The sequence below is a fragment of the Pseudoalteromonas xiamenensis genome (genome assembly GCF_017638925.1).
Taxonomy (GTDB): Bacteria; Pseudomonadota; Gammaproteobacteria; order Enterobacterales; family Alteromonadaceae; genus Pseudoalteromonas; species Pseudoalteromonas xiamenensis.
On record NZ_CP072133.1, the window covers coordinates 1,172,430 to 1,190,349 of the forward strand.

Annotated in this window: 11 protein-coding genes and 2 pseudogenes; 7 read left to right on the forward strand and 6 right to left on the reverse strand. The window is 42.5% G+C overall.

Going from position 1 to position 17,920, the window contains the following annotated elements; genetic code table 11:
* Window positions 1-391 precede the first annotated feature (391 nt).
* Window positions 392-976 carry a cache domain-containing protein gene (locus tag J5O05_RS05805; RefSeq protein WP_208843986.1) on the reverse strand — a complete coding sequence of 195 codons (585 nt, stop codon included), beginning with the start codon at window positions 974-976 and terminating at the stop codon, window positions 392-394.
* A gap of 264 nt (window positions 977-1,240) precedes the next feature.
* Complete coding sequence (gene sixA, locus J5O05_RS05810; RefSeq protein ID WP_208843987.1) at window positions 1,241-1,726, reverse strand: phosphohistidine phosphatase SixA; 486 nt, start codon at window positions 1,724-1,726, stop codon at window positions 1,241-1,243.
* A gap of 154 nt (window positions 1,727-1,880) precedes the next feature.
* Here sixA and J5O05_RS05815 point away from each other — a divergent pair, with 154 nt between their 5' ends.
* From J5O05_RS05815 to J5O05_RS05830, 4 genes are all read left to right on the forward strand, one after another.
* On the forward strand, window positions 1,881-4,547 hold the full coding sequence (locus J5O05_RS05815; protein ID WP_208843988.1) for an insulinase family protein: 2,667 nt from the start codon (window positions 1,881-1,883) through the stop codon (window positions 4,545-4,547).
* A gap of 168 nt (window positions 4,548-4,715) precedes the next feature.
* Complete coding sequence (locus tag J5O05_RS05820) at window positions 4,716-6,980, forward strand: putative bifunctional diguanylate cyclase/phosphodiesterase (RefSeq protein ID WP_208843989.1); 2,265 nt, start codon at window positions 4,716-4,718, stop codon at window positions 6,978-6,980.
* A gap of 605 nt (window positions 6,981-7,585) precedes the next feature.
* Window positions 7,586-7,978 (forward strand): MmcQ/YjbR family DNA-binding protein, encoded by a 393-nt coding sequence (locus J5O05_RS05825; RefSeq protein WP_208843990.1) that lies wholly within the window; start codon window positions 7,586-7,588, stop codon window positions 7,976-7,978.
* A 157-nt stretch (window positions 7,979-8,135) separates the two neighbouring features.
* On the forward strand, window positions 8,136-9,137 hold the full coding sequence (locus tag J5O05_RS05830; RefSeq protein ID WP_208843991.1) for an ATP-dependent 6-phosphofructokinase: 1,002 nt from the start codon (window positions 8,136-8,138) through the stop codon (window positions 9,135-9,137).
* A gap of 33 nt (window positions 9,138-9,170) precedes the next feature.
* On the opposite strand, the gene nhaD is transcribed toward J5O05_RS05830, so the two are convergent.
* Together nhaD and J5O05_RS05840 are read right to left on the reverse strand one after the other, a co-directional pair.
* A complete protein-coding gene (gene nhaD / locus J5O05_RS05835; RefSeq protein ID WP_208843992.1) occupies window positions 9,171-10,607 on the reverse strand; it encodes a sodium:proton antiporter NhaD in 1,437 nt (478 codons plus the stop codon).
* A gap of 141 nt (window positions 10,608-10,748) precedes the next feature.
* A pseudogene (locus J5O05_RS05840) lies at window positions 10,749-11,599 on the reverse strand (DUF368 domain-containing protein).
* Window positions 11,600-11,869: 270 nt separating this feature from the next.
* Here J5O05_RS05840 and rdgC point away from each other — a divergent pair.
* A pseudogene (rdgC, locus tag J5O05_RS05845) lies at window positions 11,870-12,773 on the forward strand (recombination-associated protein RdgC).
* 75 nt (window positions 12,774-12,848) lie between these two features.
* Here rdgC and J5O05_RS05850 read toward each other — a convergent pair.
* Entirely contained in the window at window positions 12,849-13,688 is an 840-nt protein-coding gene (locus J5O05_RS05850) for an HDOD domain-containing protein (RefSeq protein WP_208843993.1), read from the reverse strand.
* Window positions 13,689-13,930: 242 nt separating this feature from the next.
* On the opposite strand from J5O05_RS05850, the gene J5O05_RS05855 reads away from it, so the two are divergent.
* Complete coding sequence (locus tag J5O05_RS05855; RefSeq protein ID WP_208843994.1) at window positions 13,931-15,613, forward strand: dipeptidyl-peptidase 3 family protein; 1,683 nt, start codon at window positions 13,931-13,933, stop codon at window positions 15,611-15,613.
* A gap of 78 nt (window positions 15,614-15,691) precedes the next feature.
* Here the strand turns inward: J5O05_RS05855 and J5O05_RS05860 are convergent, their stop codons facing one another.
* Window positions 15,692-16,579, reverse strand: a complete 888-nt coding sequence (locus J5O05_RS05860; protein WP_208843995.1) for a LysR family transcriptional regulator — start codon at window positions 16,577-16,579, stop codon at window positions 15,692-15,694.
* Window positions 16,580-16,717: 138 nt separating this feature from the next.
* Between J5O05_RS05860 and J5O05_RS05865 the strand changes: the two genes are divergently transcribed.
* Window positions 16,718-17,890 (forward strand): MFS transporter, encoded by a 1,173-nt coding sequence (locus J5O05_RS05865; protein ID WP_208843996.1) that lies wholly within the window; start codon window positions 16,718-16,720, stop codon window positions 17,888-17,890.
* Window positions 17,891-17,920 lie beyond the last annotated feature (30 nt).

The window sequence follows — 17,920 nt, forward strand, 5'->3', positions numbered from 1 at the left end:
TTTTATGATTGAAATCTTAACTTTTTTTTGACAGCCAGCCCCTTTAAGAGGTCCAGAGGCATGACAATTGTCCTTGACTTGCAACCCACCCTATTTTTCCAAAAAAGAAACAAGAGATTTGTCTTAATAAAAGCAATTAAACAGTCAAAATGAAGTCGTGTTTAGTCGTGAAGCGTTAACACAAATGGAAATAACGAACTATGTACTCAAATTCTCATTTTCCTTTCGTGAAGAAAACTTCAGTACTTGAATATGACCATCGAATAATCAAATAAACAGCGTGTTTAGAGAAGGAATCATAGAGGAGCAGACACTAACTTTTAGTTAGATGGAACAAGAAACCTGTTTCGACCCATGTTGTAAGATAACGGTACGTTGCGAATAAGACGCCTTACTTTACCTTTCGCTTAGAATAGACAATCCAAGCAACCACAATGCTACAAAATAAAAGACTCAAAACAAGCCACATTTGCCATACTGGCGTCTCATCTTCAACAACACTGGCTGCAAAAACCCAATTCCAGTTATCAATTCGACGAATGTACGCAACTTTACTTTCTATTTTGCCACTAACACCCGATTGCCAGTGATAACTGACCACGGCTTCTGGGTACGCATTTGCCGATTTAACAAGGTGGCGAAATGCCCCTGCAACAATAGGATTCGCATGTGAAGTAAGAACACGGCCGTTAAACTCTGGGTGAGTCGGATGGAAAATCATCTTGCCGTTCGTGTCATAAACAAAGAACGTAGTGTCAGATGGGTCAGCCTTAGCAATTATATCGATCAGTTTGGCCTGTTTTTCGGCTGTCTTCAAGGTGGTGTTGCTAACGACTGATTCGACGGTTTGAAACAGTGCGTCCGCCTTATTGTGACTCAATTCACTTGCCGAAAAATGGACATGCGCCAGTGCCAGAGCAACTGGAATAAATCCACCTACTAAACATGCAATTAGCCAAGACACACGCTGGATCAAGATACTCAGTCCTTAAAACGACAAACAGGAACAGTGTACTGTTATTTGAAACTAGGTCGAGTGTGGAAAATTAATTATTACGGAATTTAAGCGTATCTATATGTAATATATAAAAATATCAATATGAACAAATGTAAACAAACGGCTACTTAGCGAGTAATTGAGGTGTCTTGTGAAAGATTTAATTGCACAATACTCGCAACCAAGCAATGCAAACGGTCCTCTCGCACTCGGGGGAAATGTAATTTCAACTAAGGTAAAAAATTACTGAAATGCAGCCACTCGTTCTGGAATGTGAAGGCCTTTAAGGATCCCTTTTCGAGTTAGCTCGTCATATTCTATCTGCGCGCAAGCGGCAAGCTGAAAAATGGGCATGTCACCCGGACTGAGTTGATCGACTAAATAGCTAACAATGGGCATGTGTGCGACCAATAACCAATTATCGATATCAGGATGCATTGAAATTAGCGTTTCCAAATAATCAATTGCAAAACTTGCATTACCATTTGGCACGATATCGCTACACGTTTCAAGGAAGCGAGGAGAATTAAATTGCAGAACTTGGTTTGCAGTTTGCTGCGCACGAAGATAAGGACTGATTAACACACCTTCAGGTGAAAACGCCTGCTCGGCCAACCACTGCCCCATCATTTTCGCTTGCTGACAGCCTTTTTCAGTCAACGCTCGAGATTCATCATGTCGAACGAGCGGTTCAGCTTCACCATGGCGCATTATTAAAATGGTTTTCATAGCTCTCCAGCGATTCCAAGTTTTGGACCTTTTTGGTAGCCTCAAGGTCCGTTTGTTCGCTATATTAAAACAAACACCTACAGCGCGAAAGAAGTTTAGCAACTTTACTATCCATGTGCTTTATTTACGTTTCGCCGACAAATTTGGAGTTCAGTTGAAAGTCAGTACTAATGATAGTCGTCAATATAGACAACTCACACTCGACAATGGTCTTAAGGCACTTATTGTCAAAGATAGCGATTCTCAGCAATCAGCAGCCGCACTGACAGTCAATGTGGGACATTTTGACGATCCCAAAGAACGAGAAGGTTTATCCCATTTTTTGGAGCATATGCTGTTCCTTGGTACTGAAAAACATCCCGAATCAGGAAGTTTCCCGAAATTTGTCAGTCAAGGCGGTGGCCACAGTAATGCATGGACAGGCACTGAACACAGCAGTTACTTCTTTGATGTCCAAAACGCGTTATTCTTTGAAGCGCTAAATCATTTTGCAGAACTGTTTATCTGTCCGTTGATTAATCAAGCAGATACGGAAAATGAACGGAAAGCGATTGATGCCGAATTTAAAATGAAAATAAAGGATGACAGTCGTCGTATTTATCAAGTTCACAAAGAAACGGTAAACCCAGCTCACCCCTTCACAAAATTCTCCGTCGGCAATTTTGATACGCTGAAAGATAAATCAGGCTCAATCGCGAAAGAAATTAGGGCCTACTTTGAAACACAATATCAAGCTCACTGGATGACACTCGTAGTGTGTAGCCCCTTTGAACTAGATGAAACGAGTGAATGTGTCACTCAAGCCTTTAGCCAAATCAAAAGTCATCAATTGCCAAAGCCTGCGATAGAAGAACCGCTGTATCGAGAAGAAGACTTAAAGCGTCTGATCCACATTGAACCACGAAAACCAATGCAGAAGCTTATTGTCAGCTTCCCTATCCCAACACAACGAACAGATTACAGGAAAAAGCTCACTAACTTTTTAGCCCATCTGCTTGGCTATGAAGGCGAAGGTTCGCTTTATTCCATTCTTAAGTCACAAGGTTGGATCAACGCGTTATCGGCTGGCGGCGGTATACAAGGTAGTAACTTTAAAGATTTCAATGTCAGTATTGCATTAACCGATGAAGGCATCGAATATTACGAAGACATCGTGGAGATGGTGTTTGAATACTTAACGCTTATCAAACAGCAAGGTGAGTCGCTTGCGGCACTTTATAATGATAAACGTAAGTTGTTAGATATTGCTTTTGACAACCAAGAACCGGGCCGTTTGCTGGATTGGGTGTGCGGGCTTAGCAATAACATGCATCATTTTGAGCCTGACGATTACATCTATGGCGACTACGTCATGGATGGCTTTGATCTACCGCAGTTCAACACATTACTGAGTCACTTTACGCCTTGGAATATGCGGCTTGTGCTCATTCACCCTGATGTCGCAGTAACCAAAAAGGCAAAATGGTATAAAACGCCTTACCAACTTGAGACCCTCGACGACGTTTGGTTGACTTCGCTTGCTTCAATCGACAAGCCACTCGATCAAATGGCGCTACCATCAACAAATCCTTATTTGAGTGACGAAAACCCTCTTTTACCATTAGAGTCGAGACAGAAATCACCTCACCTAATTACTGAAAAAACCGGATTTAAATTTTGGTTCAAGCAAGATGGAAAGTTCCGTGTTGCAAAAGGACACTTTTACCTTGAAATCGACTCGATGGTCGCAGTTGAGAATGAACAGCACATTGCGATGACTCGTTTATTTGCTGACCTTTTTATGGATTGCGTTGCAGAGCAATTTTATCCAGCAGAGTTAGCTGGTTTAAACTATCACCTAACTTCACATCAAGGCGGCCTAACTCTACAAACATCAGGCTTATCGGCGAGTCAGTTGCGCTTGATTGATGAATTGGTTGTCTCACTACTCACCATGCCTATCTGCCAACGACGTTTTGCTGAGTATAAAAAGCAACTGGTTAGACACTGGCAAGCCCACAATCAAAATAAGCCCGTTGGCGAGCTATTTAGTCTACTTGGCGCACGTTTGATGCCTTGGAATCCAACACCGAGTACCCTTGCAACCGCGCTCAAGCGGACCAGTTATAATGACTTTTTAACGTTCCGTGAGAAGTTTTTCCAAACCATCCATATCACGGCTTTTTTGCATGGGAATTGGCAAGAAAACCAAGCAAGACAACTTGAGAAAAAACTATTATCTCATTTCTCTGAAAGTGAAATTTTACCCTGTCTAGTTAGACCCCTAAATATACTCACACAATCGGAGTATTGTGCTGTAGAACACTCAATGGGGGATGCTGGTTTCGTGCGCTATTACCAATCGCAATCCGCAGACGCAAAAGAAAAAATTTCATTCATGTGTTTAAACCAACTGATGAATCAAGATTATTTTGAGGCATTACGTACACAGCAGCAACTTGGATACCTTGTCGGTTCTGGATATGCGCCATTTAATACACGCGCTGGGATTGTTTTTTATATTCAGTCTCCCCAATACAGTGCCGACGAATTACTGGTAGCCCACGATAAATTTGTTGAAGAGTTTAAGTCATCACTCCTTACGCTTTCACCGAACGATTGGGAGAACCAAAAACAAGCGCTAAAAACGGTTGTGGCAGAAAAAGACAAAAACCTTCGTCTGCGCTCCCAACGACTCTGGCTGGCGATAAGCCATGGCAATGACTTTGGCATTCAAAAACAATTGGTAAATGCACTCGAAACATTAACATTAGACGACATGAAAACGTTTGTTGAGCAACTGTTCGCGACAAATGCCGCGAGCATTACCTTAACGTGCTAAACCCCATTCAACCTTCACACGGCCATTTAACTCGCCATACTGTTAGGGCCGTGTCTTTATTATCTCTGCGTAAGTAGTACCTTTTATTTAACCATTTTTTCGCATCAATACTTTGACTCACACGCTGCATTGAATTAGATTAGCAGAGAGACGATTGAGTTTTCTTTTATGTTAACAAGAAGAATAAAAAGAACCGCAACTATTTTGCTTTTAGCAACTATATACAGCAACTATGCCTTCGGATTAGATGAATTCAAATCCGATAATATGTTGTTTTCTTTTTTTATTTTTCTGTTACTTATTACGCTTTGTGCTTTTTCAATTTTACTATTCAAATACTTTCAGCAACAAAAGCGCTTCTCAACATTGTTAATATCTGAGCAACGACTCAAGAGTACCGTAGAAGGCAGCGGCGATACCTTATGGGACTGGAATATCCGAACTGGTGAAATCGTTCGGATCAATGACAAGTTCAATATGGACAGCGCACCTCAAGGTAAATTCATTCCCAATCAGCATTGCATACATCCACAAGATATTCCTATGGTTGAACGCATTCTCAAACAACACTTTGCTGAACGTACTGCATTTTTTGAAGCCAGCTACCGTATCAAAAATAATATGGATGAATGGCATTGGGTTCTCGACAAAGGCAAAGTAATAGAGAAAGACACAAATCTCAACCCTATCCGCATGACAGGTATTGTCAGAGACATCAGCCATCTTAAAACAACAGAAGAACGTCTTAACTTATTTGCAAAATGCGTGGAGTCATTAACCGATGCCATTGCAATCTATGATGCGGATTACCGATTGGTTGATCTTAACCCAAGCTATCTGAAGTTGTTTGGTGGATTTCGGGAGCAATATCTAAACAAACCATTTTCGCTTCCCGGCTACGATGGACGCTATGTCGAAGAATTGAAAGCCGCAGTGCAAGAGACTGAACATTGGCAAGAAGAATTAAAATTAAGTAATGCAAATCACGTGTTGCTACCAATTGAAGTCACCATTGATGAAATTAAAAATAATCATGGCCAAATTACCAACTACGTTGTTGTGTTTTCCGATCTCACCGAGCGGAAGAAAGCCGAATCACAACTGCATGACTTGTCGAATCGAGATCGTACAACAGGCCTCCCTAACCGCAACTTGTTCTTTACCAATCTCAAAAAACTAGGCCAGCAAAGCACTCATCATGCCTTACTGGTATTTGACTTGGATAACTTTAAAAAGATAAACGATTCGTTGGGTCACCAACTTGGGGATAGTTTGCTGGCTAAACTCGCGATGCGATTGAATAAACTGGCTCGACAGCAAGATACTTTCTATCGTCTCGGTGGCGATGAATTTGCCTTGGTTATGGCCGGAACGAACGATATACATACCATCACAAAAACCGCGAAACAATTCCTAGCCGCCATCGCCACGCCGTTTAAGCTGGCAAGCCATGAACTCGTTATCACGTCGTCGGTTGGTATCGTGTTATTTCCAGAAGATGGCAATACTCCAGAGATACTATTGAAGAATGCGGATACCGCAATGTATCACGCAAAGCAAAAAGGTAATCATTACTTATTCTTTAACGATGGCATGAATGAACAAGCGGTGAAGCGTTTACAGATAGAAAACCTCATGCGATTTGGCCTTAAAGAGGACCATTTTGTGGTTTATTACCAGCCCAAAATGGACATCAAATCTGGCGCATTGGTGGGCATGGAGGCGCTCGTTCGCTTTATTACGCCGAAAAAAGGCATAATTCCGCCAAACGTATTTATTCCTATCGCTGAAGAAACTGGTCAAATTATTGATATTGGTGAAGTTGTCCTAGATAAAGCCTGTCGTGACGTAAAAACGTGGATAGATGCAGGATTATTCGATGGCCGAGTCGCGGTCAATCTGTCAGCAAAACAATTTAGTTTGCCCGACCTGACCACGCGTATCGACGTTATCTTACAAAAAAACCAACTGCCCTCGTATTTCCTTGAGCTAGAAATTACCGAAGGTACAGTTATGGATGACCCGAAAGAAGCGATTGCTATTATGCGTTCACTGAGTGCTAGAGGCATTCATCTCGCGATGGACGACTTTGGCACAGGTTATTCTTCTTTAGCGTATTTAAAGCAGTTTCCACTCAACACACTGAAGGTCGATAAAGCCTTTATTGACGATATGCACAGTGAACGAGGGCGAAATATGGTGGATTCTATTGTCACCATCGCACAAAACCTTGATTTACACGTGGTTGCAGAAGGTGTCGAAAGCGCGGATCAACTGACCTATTTAGAAGCGCTTAATTGCCAAACCATCCAAGGCTATTACTATTCTAAACCGCTATCTTACGAAGAATTTACGCTGTTTTTGCGTAATCACCACGCTCAGAAAGTCGTCCGCCCTAAATTGAAAGTTGTCGCAAACGGCAGCGAACGTTAGGCACGCCATCCAATACACGGCATCTCTTTATTTATTTTCATCCACGCCCTTCTAAGATGCACCGAAAACAGCAATATCGCTAAAGGACCAACTAAGGAACCAAGAAACGTCCAGCGCTTTACCGGCATTCCATTTGTATGGGAAAGTACAAACATCATAATGGCACCAATAGCCGAAAGCAGATAGATCAAATTTGGCCTCACAAAGTCGTTCAAAAAATAGACGCGCATCCTATCACACGATCAAAAAACAGACAAACCGAACTTTATTGTTGCAATATATTGCATTATTTACTTTAATAGCACCCCAGCGATTTGGAGCACTATTAGAAAAAACGTGCCTGCATGGGCCAACTAGGACGTTTGTTTTACTCTCCTTTGGTGAGCGAAAATAGAAGGAATAGTTTGAAGAATTGCATAACATAATGAATAAAAAGCATGAATTTGAAGTTTGAATTTACGCGTGAGCAAAAACCGCCAAAACTCAGGCTTCATAGGTTGTGATTTCTGATAGTTTTTGATGAGTCTAAATTATAGAAATTTTCCAAAAACTGCTAGAATTACAATATTGTCGTAGAAACATAAGTGACTTCAAGGACACGGGCTATGGATCAGAAAAGCGTACATGAATATTTGCAGAGCAAGCCTGCAACCTTTATCACTAAGCCTTTTGCACAAGAAACTGACGTATACAAAGTACAACACAAAATGTTTGCCACTCTTTACGAAGGTAAAGAAGGTCAAACTGACGCCAATGGCGAACCAATTTGGTGGTTAAACGTAAAATGTGATCCTGACGAGGCGCTCATTTTAAGAGACCGCTTCGAATCTGTGGTCCCTGGATACCATATGAATAAACGCCTTTGGAACACGGTTTACCTTGACGGTACTGTACCGGAGAGTGAAATAAAAAAGATGATTGACGACTCATATCATATCGTTGTCGATAATCTGCCTACAGCGCAAAAAGAAGAAATAGAAAAGCTTTTAGCGAAATAATGAAAGCCCCTTTTTAAGGGGCTTTTCTTTGTTGCGATTTACGGCAGTCAAAACTAATCAATTTCTTGATCTACCCCATTAATTTCCCTCGTTTCATTCGCCTTTTTTTAACGACTCGAATACCCTAGACAGTATATAACGTCTTGAGAATGGTCCTATGGAAAGAAAATGTCGCGTCGCGTTACTAACCAGTGGTGGAGACTCGCCCGGTATGAATGCGGCTATTCGCGCAGTTACCCTTGCGTGTGAACAGCACCACTATGAGTGTATCGGCTTCTATCATGGTTACAATGGATTGATGGATGACCAAGCCGTGAATTTAACCTCCGAATTGGTCAATCCTTATCTGCAGCAAGGCGGCACGCTATTGAAGAGCGCCCGTTGCAAATCAATGCTGTTGCCAGAAGGTCCAAAACAAGCTGCGAACACCCTCAATAAGCACAATATCGATGCCCTAATTGTGATAGGTGGTGACGGCTCATTTCGTGGCATGCAAGCGCTGTCGCATCACTGGAGTGGGCAACTGATTGGTTTACCGGGTACTATCGACAATGACCTCGCTCATAGCGACAAAACCATTGGCTTTGCTACTGCTGTACAAACTGCAACAGAAGCGATTGATAAAATTCGTGATACCGCAAATGCTTTTGAACGAGTATTTATTGTAGAGGTCATGGGACGTCACAGCGGCCACATTGCGTTCAATGTCGGTTTAGCTACAGGCGCCGAAAGCATCTTATCGTTCGAAAACTTCGACCCCGAAAAAGCGCAAGCTTACGTGGAAAAATTGGCCGTACAAATACAGCAGCAACAAAACAATAAGCATTCGAGCTTTCTAATTATACTTGCTGAAAACTTGTGGCCAGATGGCCCCTCAGGTCTACAACAAGCCCTAAAACAAACTGCAAACATCGATTCTGGGGTCTGCATTCTAGGTCATATCCAACGTGGTGGCAGCCCTGTTGTCGAAGACAGATTACTCGCGTCCAAATTAGGCCTTGCTGCCGTGCAGGCCATTGCAGAGAAACAACACCTAGTTATGCTTGGGGAAGTGGGTGGGAATCTTATCGCAACCCCCATCGAGAACACGATTCAAGATCCGAAACCTGTATCGATGTATTGGTTAAACGCCCATGAAGAGGCGTTGAAGGGATTTTAAAGAAAGGGGGTGACTTTGACACCCCCTTGCCGATTAAAAGTGTGAAGCGTTAATCCACAAATGGCACAATACGCTTGCAACATAGCCTAGCGCGATGATTGGCGTCCATTTAAGATGGCCAAAAAACGTATAGTAGCCTCGAGCTTGCCCCATCAGCGCAACACCTGCAGCGGAACCTATAGAAAGTAAACTACCGCCGACACCTGCCGTTAGGGTTATTAACAACCATTGACCATGCGACATTTGAGGGTCCATTGACAGTACAGCGAACATGACTGGAATGTTGTCGATAAGTGCAGAAACAATACCAAGGAAAACGTTAGCACTGGTTGCTGACCAGCCGCCATATAACGCCTCAGACATCAATGCGAGGTACCCCATAAAGCCAAGACCACCCACACACATAACAATACCGTAAAAGAATAACAAGGTGTCCCACTCAGCACGTGAAACCTTTGAGAAAACGTCAAACGGCACGACATTGCCAAATCGCTCTAGACGTTCTTCTTCGGTTAAACCTTCCGCTCTTCTCGTCACTCGCGCGATACAGCGGTGGTGAGTTACTTTTAAGAAATAACCAAAGAACTGGAGATAACCAAGGCCAGCCATCATACCCATCACTGGAGGGAGATGTAAGAAGGTGTGTCCAGCAACCGCTGTAGCAACCGTCAGCAAGAAAAGACCCAAAATACGACGTGCACCACGCTTTAACTCAAACTCTTCACGCACCGCTTCTGGGCGCTGATTTTTGATGTATAAGCTCATCACAAAGGCAGGCACAACGTAATTGACCACAGATGGGATAAACAGTGAGAAGAACTCCATGAACTCAACTTTACCGGCTTGCCACACCATCAGCGTTGTGATGTCACCAAACGGACTAAATGCTCCCCCTGCGTTGGCCGCAACCACGATGTTAATACAGGACAGATTGATAAAGCGCTTGTCACCTTCAGCCACCTTCATGACAACCGCACACATCAATAATGCGGTTGTTAGATTGTCTGCAATAGGCGAGATAAAAAATGCGAGAAAACCCGTTATCCAAAACAACGTTCTGAAACTAAACCCACGACGTACCATCCAGATACGAAGCGCGTCAAACAAACCGCGTTCATCCATGGCGTTGATGTAGGTCATTGCGACAAGCAAGAACAGCATCAATTCAGCAAATTCGAGTAAGTTATGTCTAAATGCTTCGTGAGTGAGTTCACTCATTCCGTGCGTTGCATAGTAATAACCTATCAACGCCCAAATTATACCTGCAGCAACTAAAACAGGCTTGGATTTACGCATGTGGATTTTTTCTTCCAACATGACCAAAACATACGCAAAACAGAAAATACCAATAGAGATAAAACCAATGATGTTGTTGGTGAGATTGACGCTATCACCCGAAGCCCAAACACTGGGCGTAAAGCTCGCAAGGAGACCGAGCATCAGAAACTGAAATGCACGCAGATTGAGCATGAAGATTCCTTAAATTAGAGTGCAAAAATATTGCTGCTTTTATGTACTAAGTTAGCACAGCTTTTTCAAATGGTTAAAGCGACATTAGTAGAGAAAATCAGATTTTTGAATTTAAGGCAAGAAAAAGGCGCTGAAAGCGCCTTATTTTGTTGTAGTGATTTTCTCTACAAAAAGAATTAGATAGAGTCCAAACACGGCCAAAAGTAGGCAATAAACAGTGTTAGGATCTTGCCCAGACAGCGCAAAAAATTGTGAAGGTAAAATATTTGCCTGCTCTAATGGTTTTTCAATGCCATGGCTATTTGTGTAGGTACTTAATGTTTGTTTCCATGGCCACAACAAGTTTAATGAGCCTAAAAGGAACCCTGCTAAAAGTGCAAATGTCGCTTGCTCATACACCTTCAATAACCAAGATAAAAAACGAGAAAATGCCATTAAGCCAACAACACAGCCACTTAAAAAGAGTCCAATTAGCACCAAATCCATGCGATTTACGGCGGCCAAAACATGACCATACATGCCCATTAGAAGTAAAATAAAGCTACCTGAAATACCCGGTAAAATCATGGCGCAAATGGCGATTGACCCTGCAACAAAATAGAACCAAGTCGCTGGATTTGCTTCTGCAGGTGAAATGGTGGTGATAACAAAAGCCGTAATTGCACCGATTAAACAGGCGATAACCGTGGAGCGATTCCAGCTATTTACTTGTTTTGCCACATGCCAAAACGACGCTAAAATCAGTCCAAAAAAGAATGACCAAACTAAGGTTTGATGATGCTCGAGTAAATACGTAATCAATTTTGCTAAAGACGCAGCGCTAGTTAACAAACCGCCGAATAAACAAACCAAAAAATTGCCATCAATGTGTTTCCACATTGCCGCAAGGCCCTCTCTTTTAAGATAAGCAGAGCTTGCAAATTCACGCTTTGAATCGCATTTAAGAGTCTGGCGTAAATGCCTGTGATAAAGGCGATGGTGCCACCTGACACACCAGGAACCACATCAGCAGCCCCCATTCCTGCCCCTTTCAAAAAGATAAACAGCCATTCTCGCTTGCGAGTAGCATCGTTAGACATTCATTGACTCCTTTGACCAATCTTGTCGAATGATTGGTTATTATCTGAATTGTCGCTATGGTAATCGTTCAATATGAAGACGTCACTACTAAAACGATCTGCCGTCTTAATTTAAGGGTCAGAGTCGCCATCGAGGAAATTTTCTTGTTATGATTACGCCTCAATTTAGAAAGGATGAAACAAATGTGGTTTAGTAACCTTATCTGCTATCAATTTAAGCAAGACGTTTCTTATGATCAGGCTGAGTTTGAAAAAGCACTAGAGCAAGATCAATTTAGACCTTGTACTAGTCAAGAGCTGAGTCTCGTTCGGCTGGACCAATGCATTTGGTAAACACGCTCAAACGCTTGCTCATTTTTCTCAAAACTGCATTTTGGTTTGTGCAAAGCGTGAAGAAAAAGTACTTCCTGCATCGGTTATCAATGAAATGCTCGCAGAAAAAATCGAGCTTATTGAGCGAGAAGAAAATCGTCCTGTAAAGAAAAAAGAAAAAGACGAGCTAAAAGAAACTTTACTGACGACGCTGTTACCACAAGCATTTAAAAAGTCATCATTGCAGTTCGCTTTCATCGATTTAGACAATGGTTGGGTTGTTGTTAATAGCGCGAGCTTTAACAAAGCGGAAGAACTTCTAGCGCTATTACGAAAAAGTTTAGGCACGTTGCCAGTTGTACCCGCATTTGCAAACTACGACTTAACGCTACACCTCACAGACTGGCTTGCTAAATTTGCAGCACCAGAAGGCTTTGCCATTGGTCTTGATGCAGAGCTTCAAGAGCCAGATGAAAGCGGTGCGCAGGTTAAATTTAAACAGTTTGACCTATCGAGCGATGAGATAAAGCAACATTTAGACAATGGTAAGCTGGTGTCCAAACTCGCCCTTGATTGGCAAGAACGCGTTAAGTTTCTATTCCAAAATGACGGTTCTATTAAACGTATGAGCTATGCTGAAACGTTAAAAGAACAAAATGCAGACATTCCAAAAGAAGACATGGCAGTAAAGTTAGACGCTGATTTTATTTTAGTATCGGAAGAAATTAAAGCGCTTCTTGCAGATTTAAAACAAGGCTTAGGCGAGCCTGAATAATTTCGGTTACAGTCTATGCCAATGAAAAGAGCGCCTTGAGCGCTCTTTTATGATTAACATATCAACGTAATGTATTTAAGCAAACATGGTTTTAACGTCTTCCAATACATCAAGGAACACGTCATCACTTAACTGTTCGAGTGAGCGAAGAACGCCTTTATCTACATAGAGTTGCAAAGCAGATGTTTTATCTGAGACTTGTAAAATCCCTTCTGCAATTGCCCCTACCCGAATAAAATCGACGTAACACACGTGATCTGGCTTATAGTTCGGATTTGACCAACTTTCAGCAACTTCCACAAACTCGTCCGTAAAATCCCATTCGCGCATTATTGCGCCGCCAATTTTACCAGCCAGTTTTTGAATCGCATGAGCTAAGAAACTCGGGTTAGCAAACACTTCTGGATGACGCTCAGCTTCGGTCAGAATCGGTAATACACCAATATTAAACACCAGCGCGGCAAGCGTAATGGTGTCTTTGTTCATCGACGTGTGCTTATTCACGCGTAAATAAAAATCCATTACCGTAATTGCTTGGCACGCTACCTTTAACGTTTTGTCCCACGCTTTGTCCATGTAGGTTTTTATTAATTTATTATGAGAAACAAACAGTTGCTCCATTGCCATCGCAGTTGCGATGTTTTTAATTTGACGCAGACCAATTCGTGTAACCGCTTGATTAAGGTTGCTTACTTTTACGGTTCGTCCCATAAAAGCACTGTTCGCCACTTTAATCATTCGCGCAGCCAGCGCTGGGTCATGAGAAATGACATCCGCCATTTGCATCAAATTCACTTCAGGATCGTCGGCCGCTTGTCTCACTCTTACCGCGATTTCAGGTAAGGTCGGCAACACCAGAGTGTCGTTGTTTATTCTATCTATTAATATGGTCAGTAAGGCATTTTCTGTCGACATAGGCAAAGATCCCTCAATTTTAGAACGCCCTTATCGCACAAGGACGTACACGGCAAACTCTGTTTTTTATGATTCAAGTATTGTCTAACTTTAGGATAAAGTTAAGAAAAGTTGAAAAAATATTCATGAATTTATTTTTATCGAGAATTTAACAAGGTACAAGCCAATAAAATGCGGAAATCCCCCCAAAATCGGGTAAGGTGATCTGCTAACAATGAACAACAAAAACATTTGGGTATACGATGAAACTGTCAAAACTCTCACACGCTTTAATGCTTACAGGCCTACTAGGCTTGACCGCTTGTAGTGAACCTGCAAAACAAACCTCAGCTCCTGCAGCCAAAGAAACATCGACACAAAGCTACACATTAACGAACGCAGAACGTTCGCGTCTTGGCATTTATACTGAAGTTTCACTTACTTCAGATTTATCTCACTTTAGTGCAAATCAAAAACAAATGATTGCTAAGCTTATTGATGCGTCAAAAATCATGGACGACCTATTCTGGAAGCAAGCGTTTGGTATGGACAAAGCGGCATTTCTTGCGAACATCAATGACGCTGAAGTACGCCAGTTTGCAGACATCAACTATGGCCCATGGGACCGTTTAAACGGTGACAAACCATTCTTAACCGGGTTTGAAGAAAAAGCGTTAGGCGCTGAGTTTTATCCGCATGACATGACAAAAGAAGAACTGAATGGTTCTACAGTAAAAGATAAAAATGGCCTTTACTCTGTTGTTCGCCGTGATGACAAAGGTCAGCTTTACAGCGTACCGTATTCAGACTTTTATAAAAAAGAAATTGATGAAGTGGCGAAACTACTTCGTGAAGCGAGTGTGCTGGCTGAAGATAAAGAGTTTGCTAACTACCTAACTCTTCGCGCTGATGCGCTTGTGAATAACGATTATCAACCGTCTGATTTTGCTTGGATGGACATGAAGAATAACCCTGTAGATATCGTTATTGGACCAATTGAAACGTATGAAGACCAATTATTTGGTTACCGCGCAGCATTTGAGTCTTACGTCCTTGTTAAAGATTTGGCCTGGAGTGAGCGCCTTGCCAAATTTGCTGCGTTTTTACCTGAACTTCAAAAAGACTTACCAGTTGATGCAAAATACAAACAAGAAACGCCTGGTTCTGATGCTGACTTAAACGCGTACGACGTCATTTATTACGCAGGTCACTCGAATGCAGGGAGTAAAACAATTGCAATCAACTTGCCAAATGACGAGCAAGTTCAGCTCGAGAAAGGTACTCGCCGTCTACAACTTAAAAACGCAATGCGTGCAAAATTCGACAAGATCATGGTACCAATCTCAGAACAGTTGATTGTTCCTTCACAGCGTCAACACATTACGTTTGATGCATTCTTTGCGAACACAATGTTCCACGAAGTTGCACATGGTTTAGGTATCAAAAACACCATCACAAACAAAGGTACGGTTCGTCAATCTCTGCAAGAGCATGCGAGTGCCCTAGAAGAAGGCAAAGCGGATATTCTAGGCCTTTACATGGTTGAGCAACTGTTGAAGAAAGGCGAAATCACAGAAGGTACATTAGAAGATTACTACATCACGTTTATGGCTGGTATCTTCCGCTCAGTACGTTTTGGTGCATCAAGCGCTCATGGTAAAGCAAACATGATCCGTTTTAACTTCTTTAAGGAACAAGGTGCATTCTCTCGCAATGCTGAAGGCCTTTATGAAGTAGACATGGAGAAAATGGCTAAAGCGATGGAAAATCTATCGCGTCTAATCTTAACCATTCAAGGTGACGGTGATTACGAACGCGTTTCTGCGCTTATCGCAAGTCACGGTGAGATAAAAGCTGAATTAGCAAGTGACCTTGAGAAGTTAGCTAAAGCCAACATCCCTGTAGACGTTACATTCAAGCAAGGTAAAGCCGTTTTAGGTCTTTAACCTTTCTACCTCGCTACACGAAACATTTAAAAAGCCACTTTGAACATTAAAAGTGGCTTTTTCTTTGGGCTTTGTGAATTAGAGTGTAAATTTACCTTTGAAAAATTCGATGAACGCCTCAATACGCGCACTCGCTGCTGAATTCTTGTAGTAAACCGCATTCACAGCTTCTCTAGGGTTTGGCGTTTGTACAGAGTCAGGCAGCACTTCCACCAGTTTGCCTTGCTTGAGATCTGCCTCAACCATAAAGTTTGACAACAAAGCAATGCCATTGCCCTCAAGCACCAGTTGCCGAATTGTCTCGCCATTGCTCGCTGAAATATGTGGCTTAATCAATTCGTTTTCACCTAAATGCCAATTGTTTAATTTCGGCGAATCCGCAAAACCGATTAAGGTATGGGTTTTCAGCTCAGCCAACGATGTCGGGCCAGCATGAATGCCCAAATACCTAGGACTTGCCACCAATCGAAGCTTACTTATGCCGAGTGTTCGTGCATACAAATTGGAGTCTTGTAGTCGTCCAATGCGGATTGCTACATCCGTTTTCTTCTCAATTAAATCAATAAAGCTCTCCCCTGAAATCAGTTCTAACTGAATATCAGGATATGCCGCTCTAAACGCTGCAATGTGAGGAACAATTTGATGAAAAATAAAGGGACTTGCAGCATCAACTCTAAGCTTACCTTTCGGCATTCCTTGTAGGCTATTGAGGGCCTCTTCGCCACGGTTGAGCAAATCTAAACTCTCCCGCACATACTTGAGAAACAGCTGCCCTGCTTCGGTCAATTCTATTCGTCTTGTACTGCGGTTAAAAAGTGTCGTATCCAGTTCCTTTTCAAGTCGGGCAATTGCCCGAGAAATCTTTGCAACTTGCGTATTGAGACCAATTGCGGCGGCGCTAAAACTGCCGCTGTCCACAACCATCAGAAAACTCTCTAAATCTTCAGTTTTAGATTTCACCCGCACGCTCGCTTGCCTCTTATCTACCTTTGCTAGATTTAATTATTACACTTTTAACAAATTTATTTTGTTATTTTTGCTGTTTTTGTAATCATTCATTTCGTTCAAACTGCCCTCACTTTAACTTTGTGAGGAATACTTACTATGCCTTTAGCTTTACTTGCTCTCACTTTGAGTGCATTTGCTATCGGAACGACTGAGTTTGTTATCGTCGGCTTGGTCCCGACCATTGCAAATGACTTAGCCGTTTCACTACCTTCAGCTGGTCTGCTTGTGAGCTTGTATGCGCTCGGTGTCGCAATTGGCGCACCGGTTTTAACGGCATTAACAGGACGTTGGAACCGTAAAACCGTTTTGCTGTCCTTAATGGCGTTATTTGTCCTTGGTAACCTACTAGCATGGCGGGCACCCAGCTACGAGACGCTGATCTTAGCGCGAATATTAACTGGTCTGGCGCATGGCGTTTTCTTTTCTATTGGTGCAACCATCGCGACCAACTTGGTTTCAAAAGACAAAGAAGCCAGCGCAATTGCGATCATGTTTACAGGATTGACAGTAGCGCTTGTGACGGGGGTTCCACTTGGGACTTGGATAGGCCAAACACTTGGTTGGCGTGCTACTTTTCTTGTGGTCTCGGCGCTTGGTCTCATCGCCTTAGTCGGGAGTGCGCTGCTCGTACCGGCTAACTTAAAACAGGCAAAGCCGGCTCAATTGAGGGAGCAAATGCAAGTACTCACTAACCCTCGTTTATTGCTGGTTTACGCAATGACCGCCGTAGGGTATGGAGGCACATTCGTCGCCTTCACGTACCTTGCACCAATTCTAGAGCAAGTAACAGGATTTGCCTCCAGCTCTATTGGTTTGATAATGCTTGTGTACGGCGTTTCTGTAGCTATTGGTAATATTTTGGGAGGTAAACTTGCCGATAAAATGGGGCCAATAAAAGCGTTACATATTATTTTTACCGCGCTCGCACTTGTATTATTCGTGTTTACTTTTACTGCGGCGAATCCCGTTGGCGCGGTATTGACGGTGCTACTTTGGGGAGCGTTTGCGTTTGGTAATGTCCCAGGCCTTCAAGTTTACGTCGTGCAACTTGCGGAAAAACACACACCTAACGCCGTTGACGTCGCATCTGGACTCAATATTGCGGCGTTTAATGTCGGCATTGCCTTTGGCTCCGTTATCGGTGGATTCATCGTGGAAGACATGGCATTAACGGACACCGCATGGATAGGAGCACTGATAGTGGTATTTGCAACCATTTTAACCAAGTTATCTGGCTTTTTAGATTCTCGAGATCAGGTCCTTTCGTAACGTATCCATATCGCAACAAGATACTCTGCA

Coding starts and splice junctions, on each gene's coding strand:
- sixA (WP_208843987.1), bottom strand. CDS start 1,726: ATGAAAACCATTTTAATAATGCGCCATGGTGAAGCTGAACCGCTCGTT.
- J5O05_RS05820 (WP_208843989.1), top strand. CDS start 4,716: ATGTTAACAAGAAGAATAAAAAGAACCGCAACTATTTTGCTTTTAGCA.
- J5O05_RS05825 (WP_208843990.1), top strand. CDS start 7,586: ATGGATCAGAAAAGCGTACATGAATATTTGCAGAGCAAGCCTGCAACC.
- J5O05_RS05830 (WP_208843991.1), top strand. CDS start 8,136: ATGGAAAGAAAATGTCGCGTCGCGTTACTAACCAGTGGTGGAGACTCG.
- nhaD (WP_208843992.1), bottom strand. CDS start 10,607: ATGCTCAATCTGCGTGCATTTCAGTTTCTGATGCTCGGTCTCCTTGCG.
- J5O05_RS05850 (WP_208843993.1), bottom strand. CDS start 13,688: ATGTCGACAGAAAATGCCTTACTGACCATATTAATAGATAGAATAAAC.
- J5O05_RS05855 (WP_208843994.1), top strand. CDS start 13,931: ATGAAACTGTCAAAACTCTCACACGCTTTAATGCTTACAGGCCTACTA.
- J5O05_RS05865 (WP_208843996.1), top strand. CDS start 16,718: ATGCCTTTAGCTTTACTTGCTCTCACTTTGAGTGCATTTGCTATCGGA.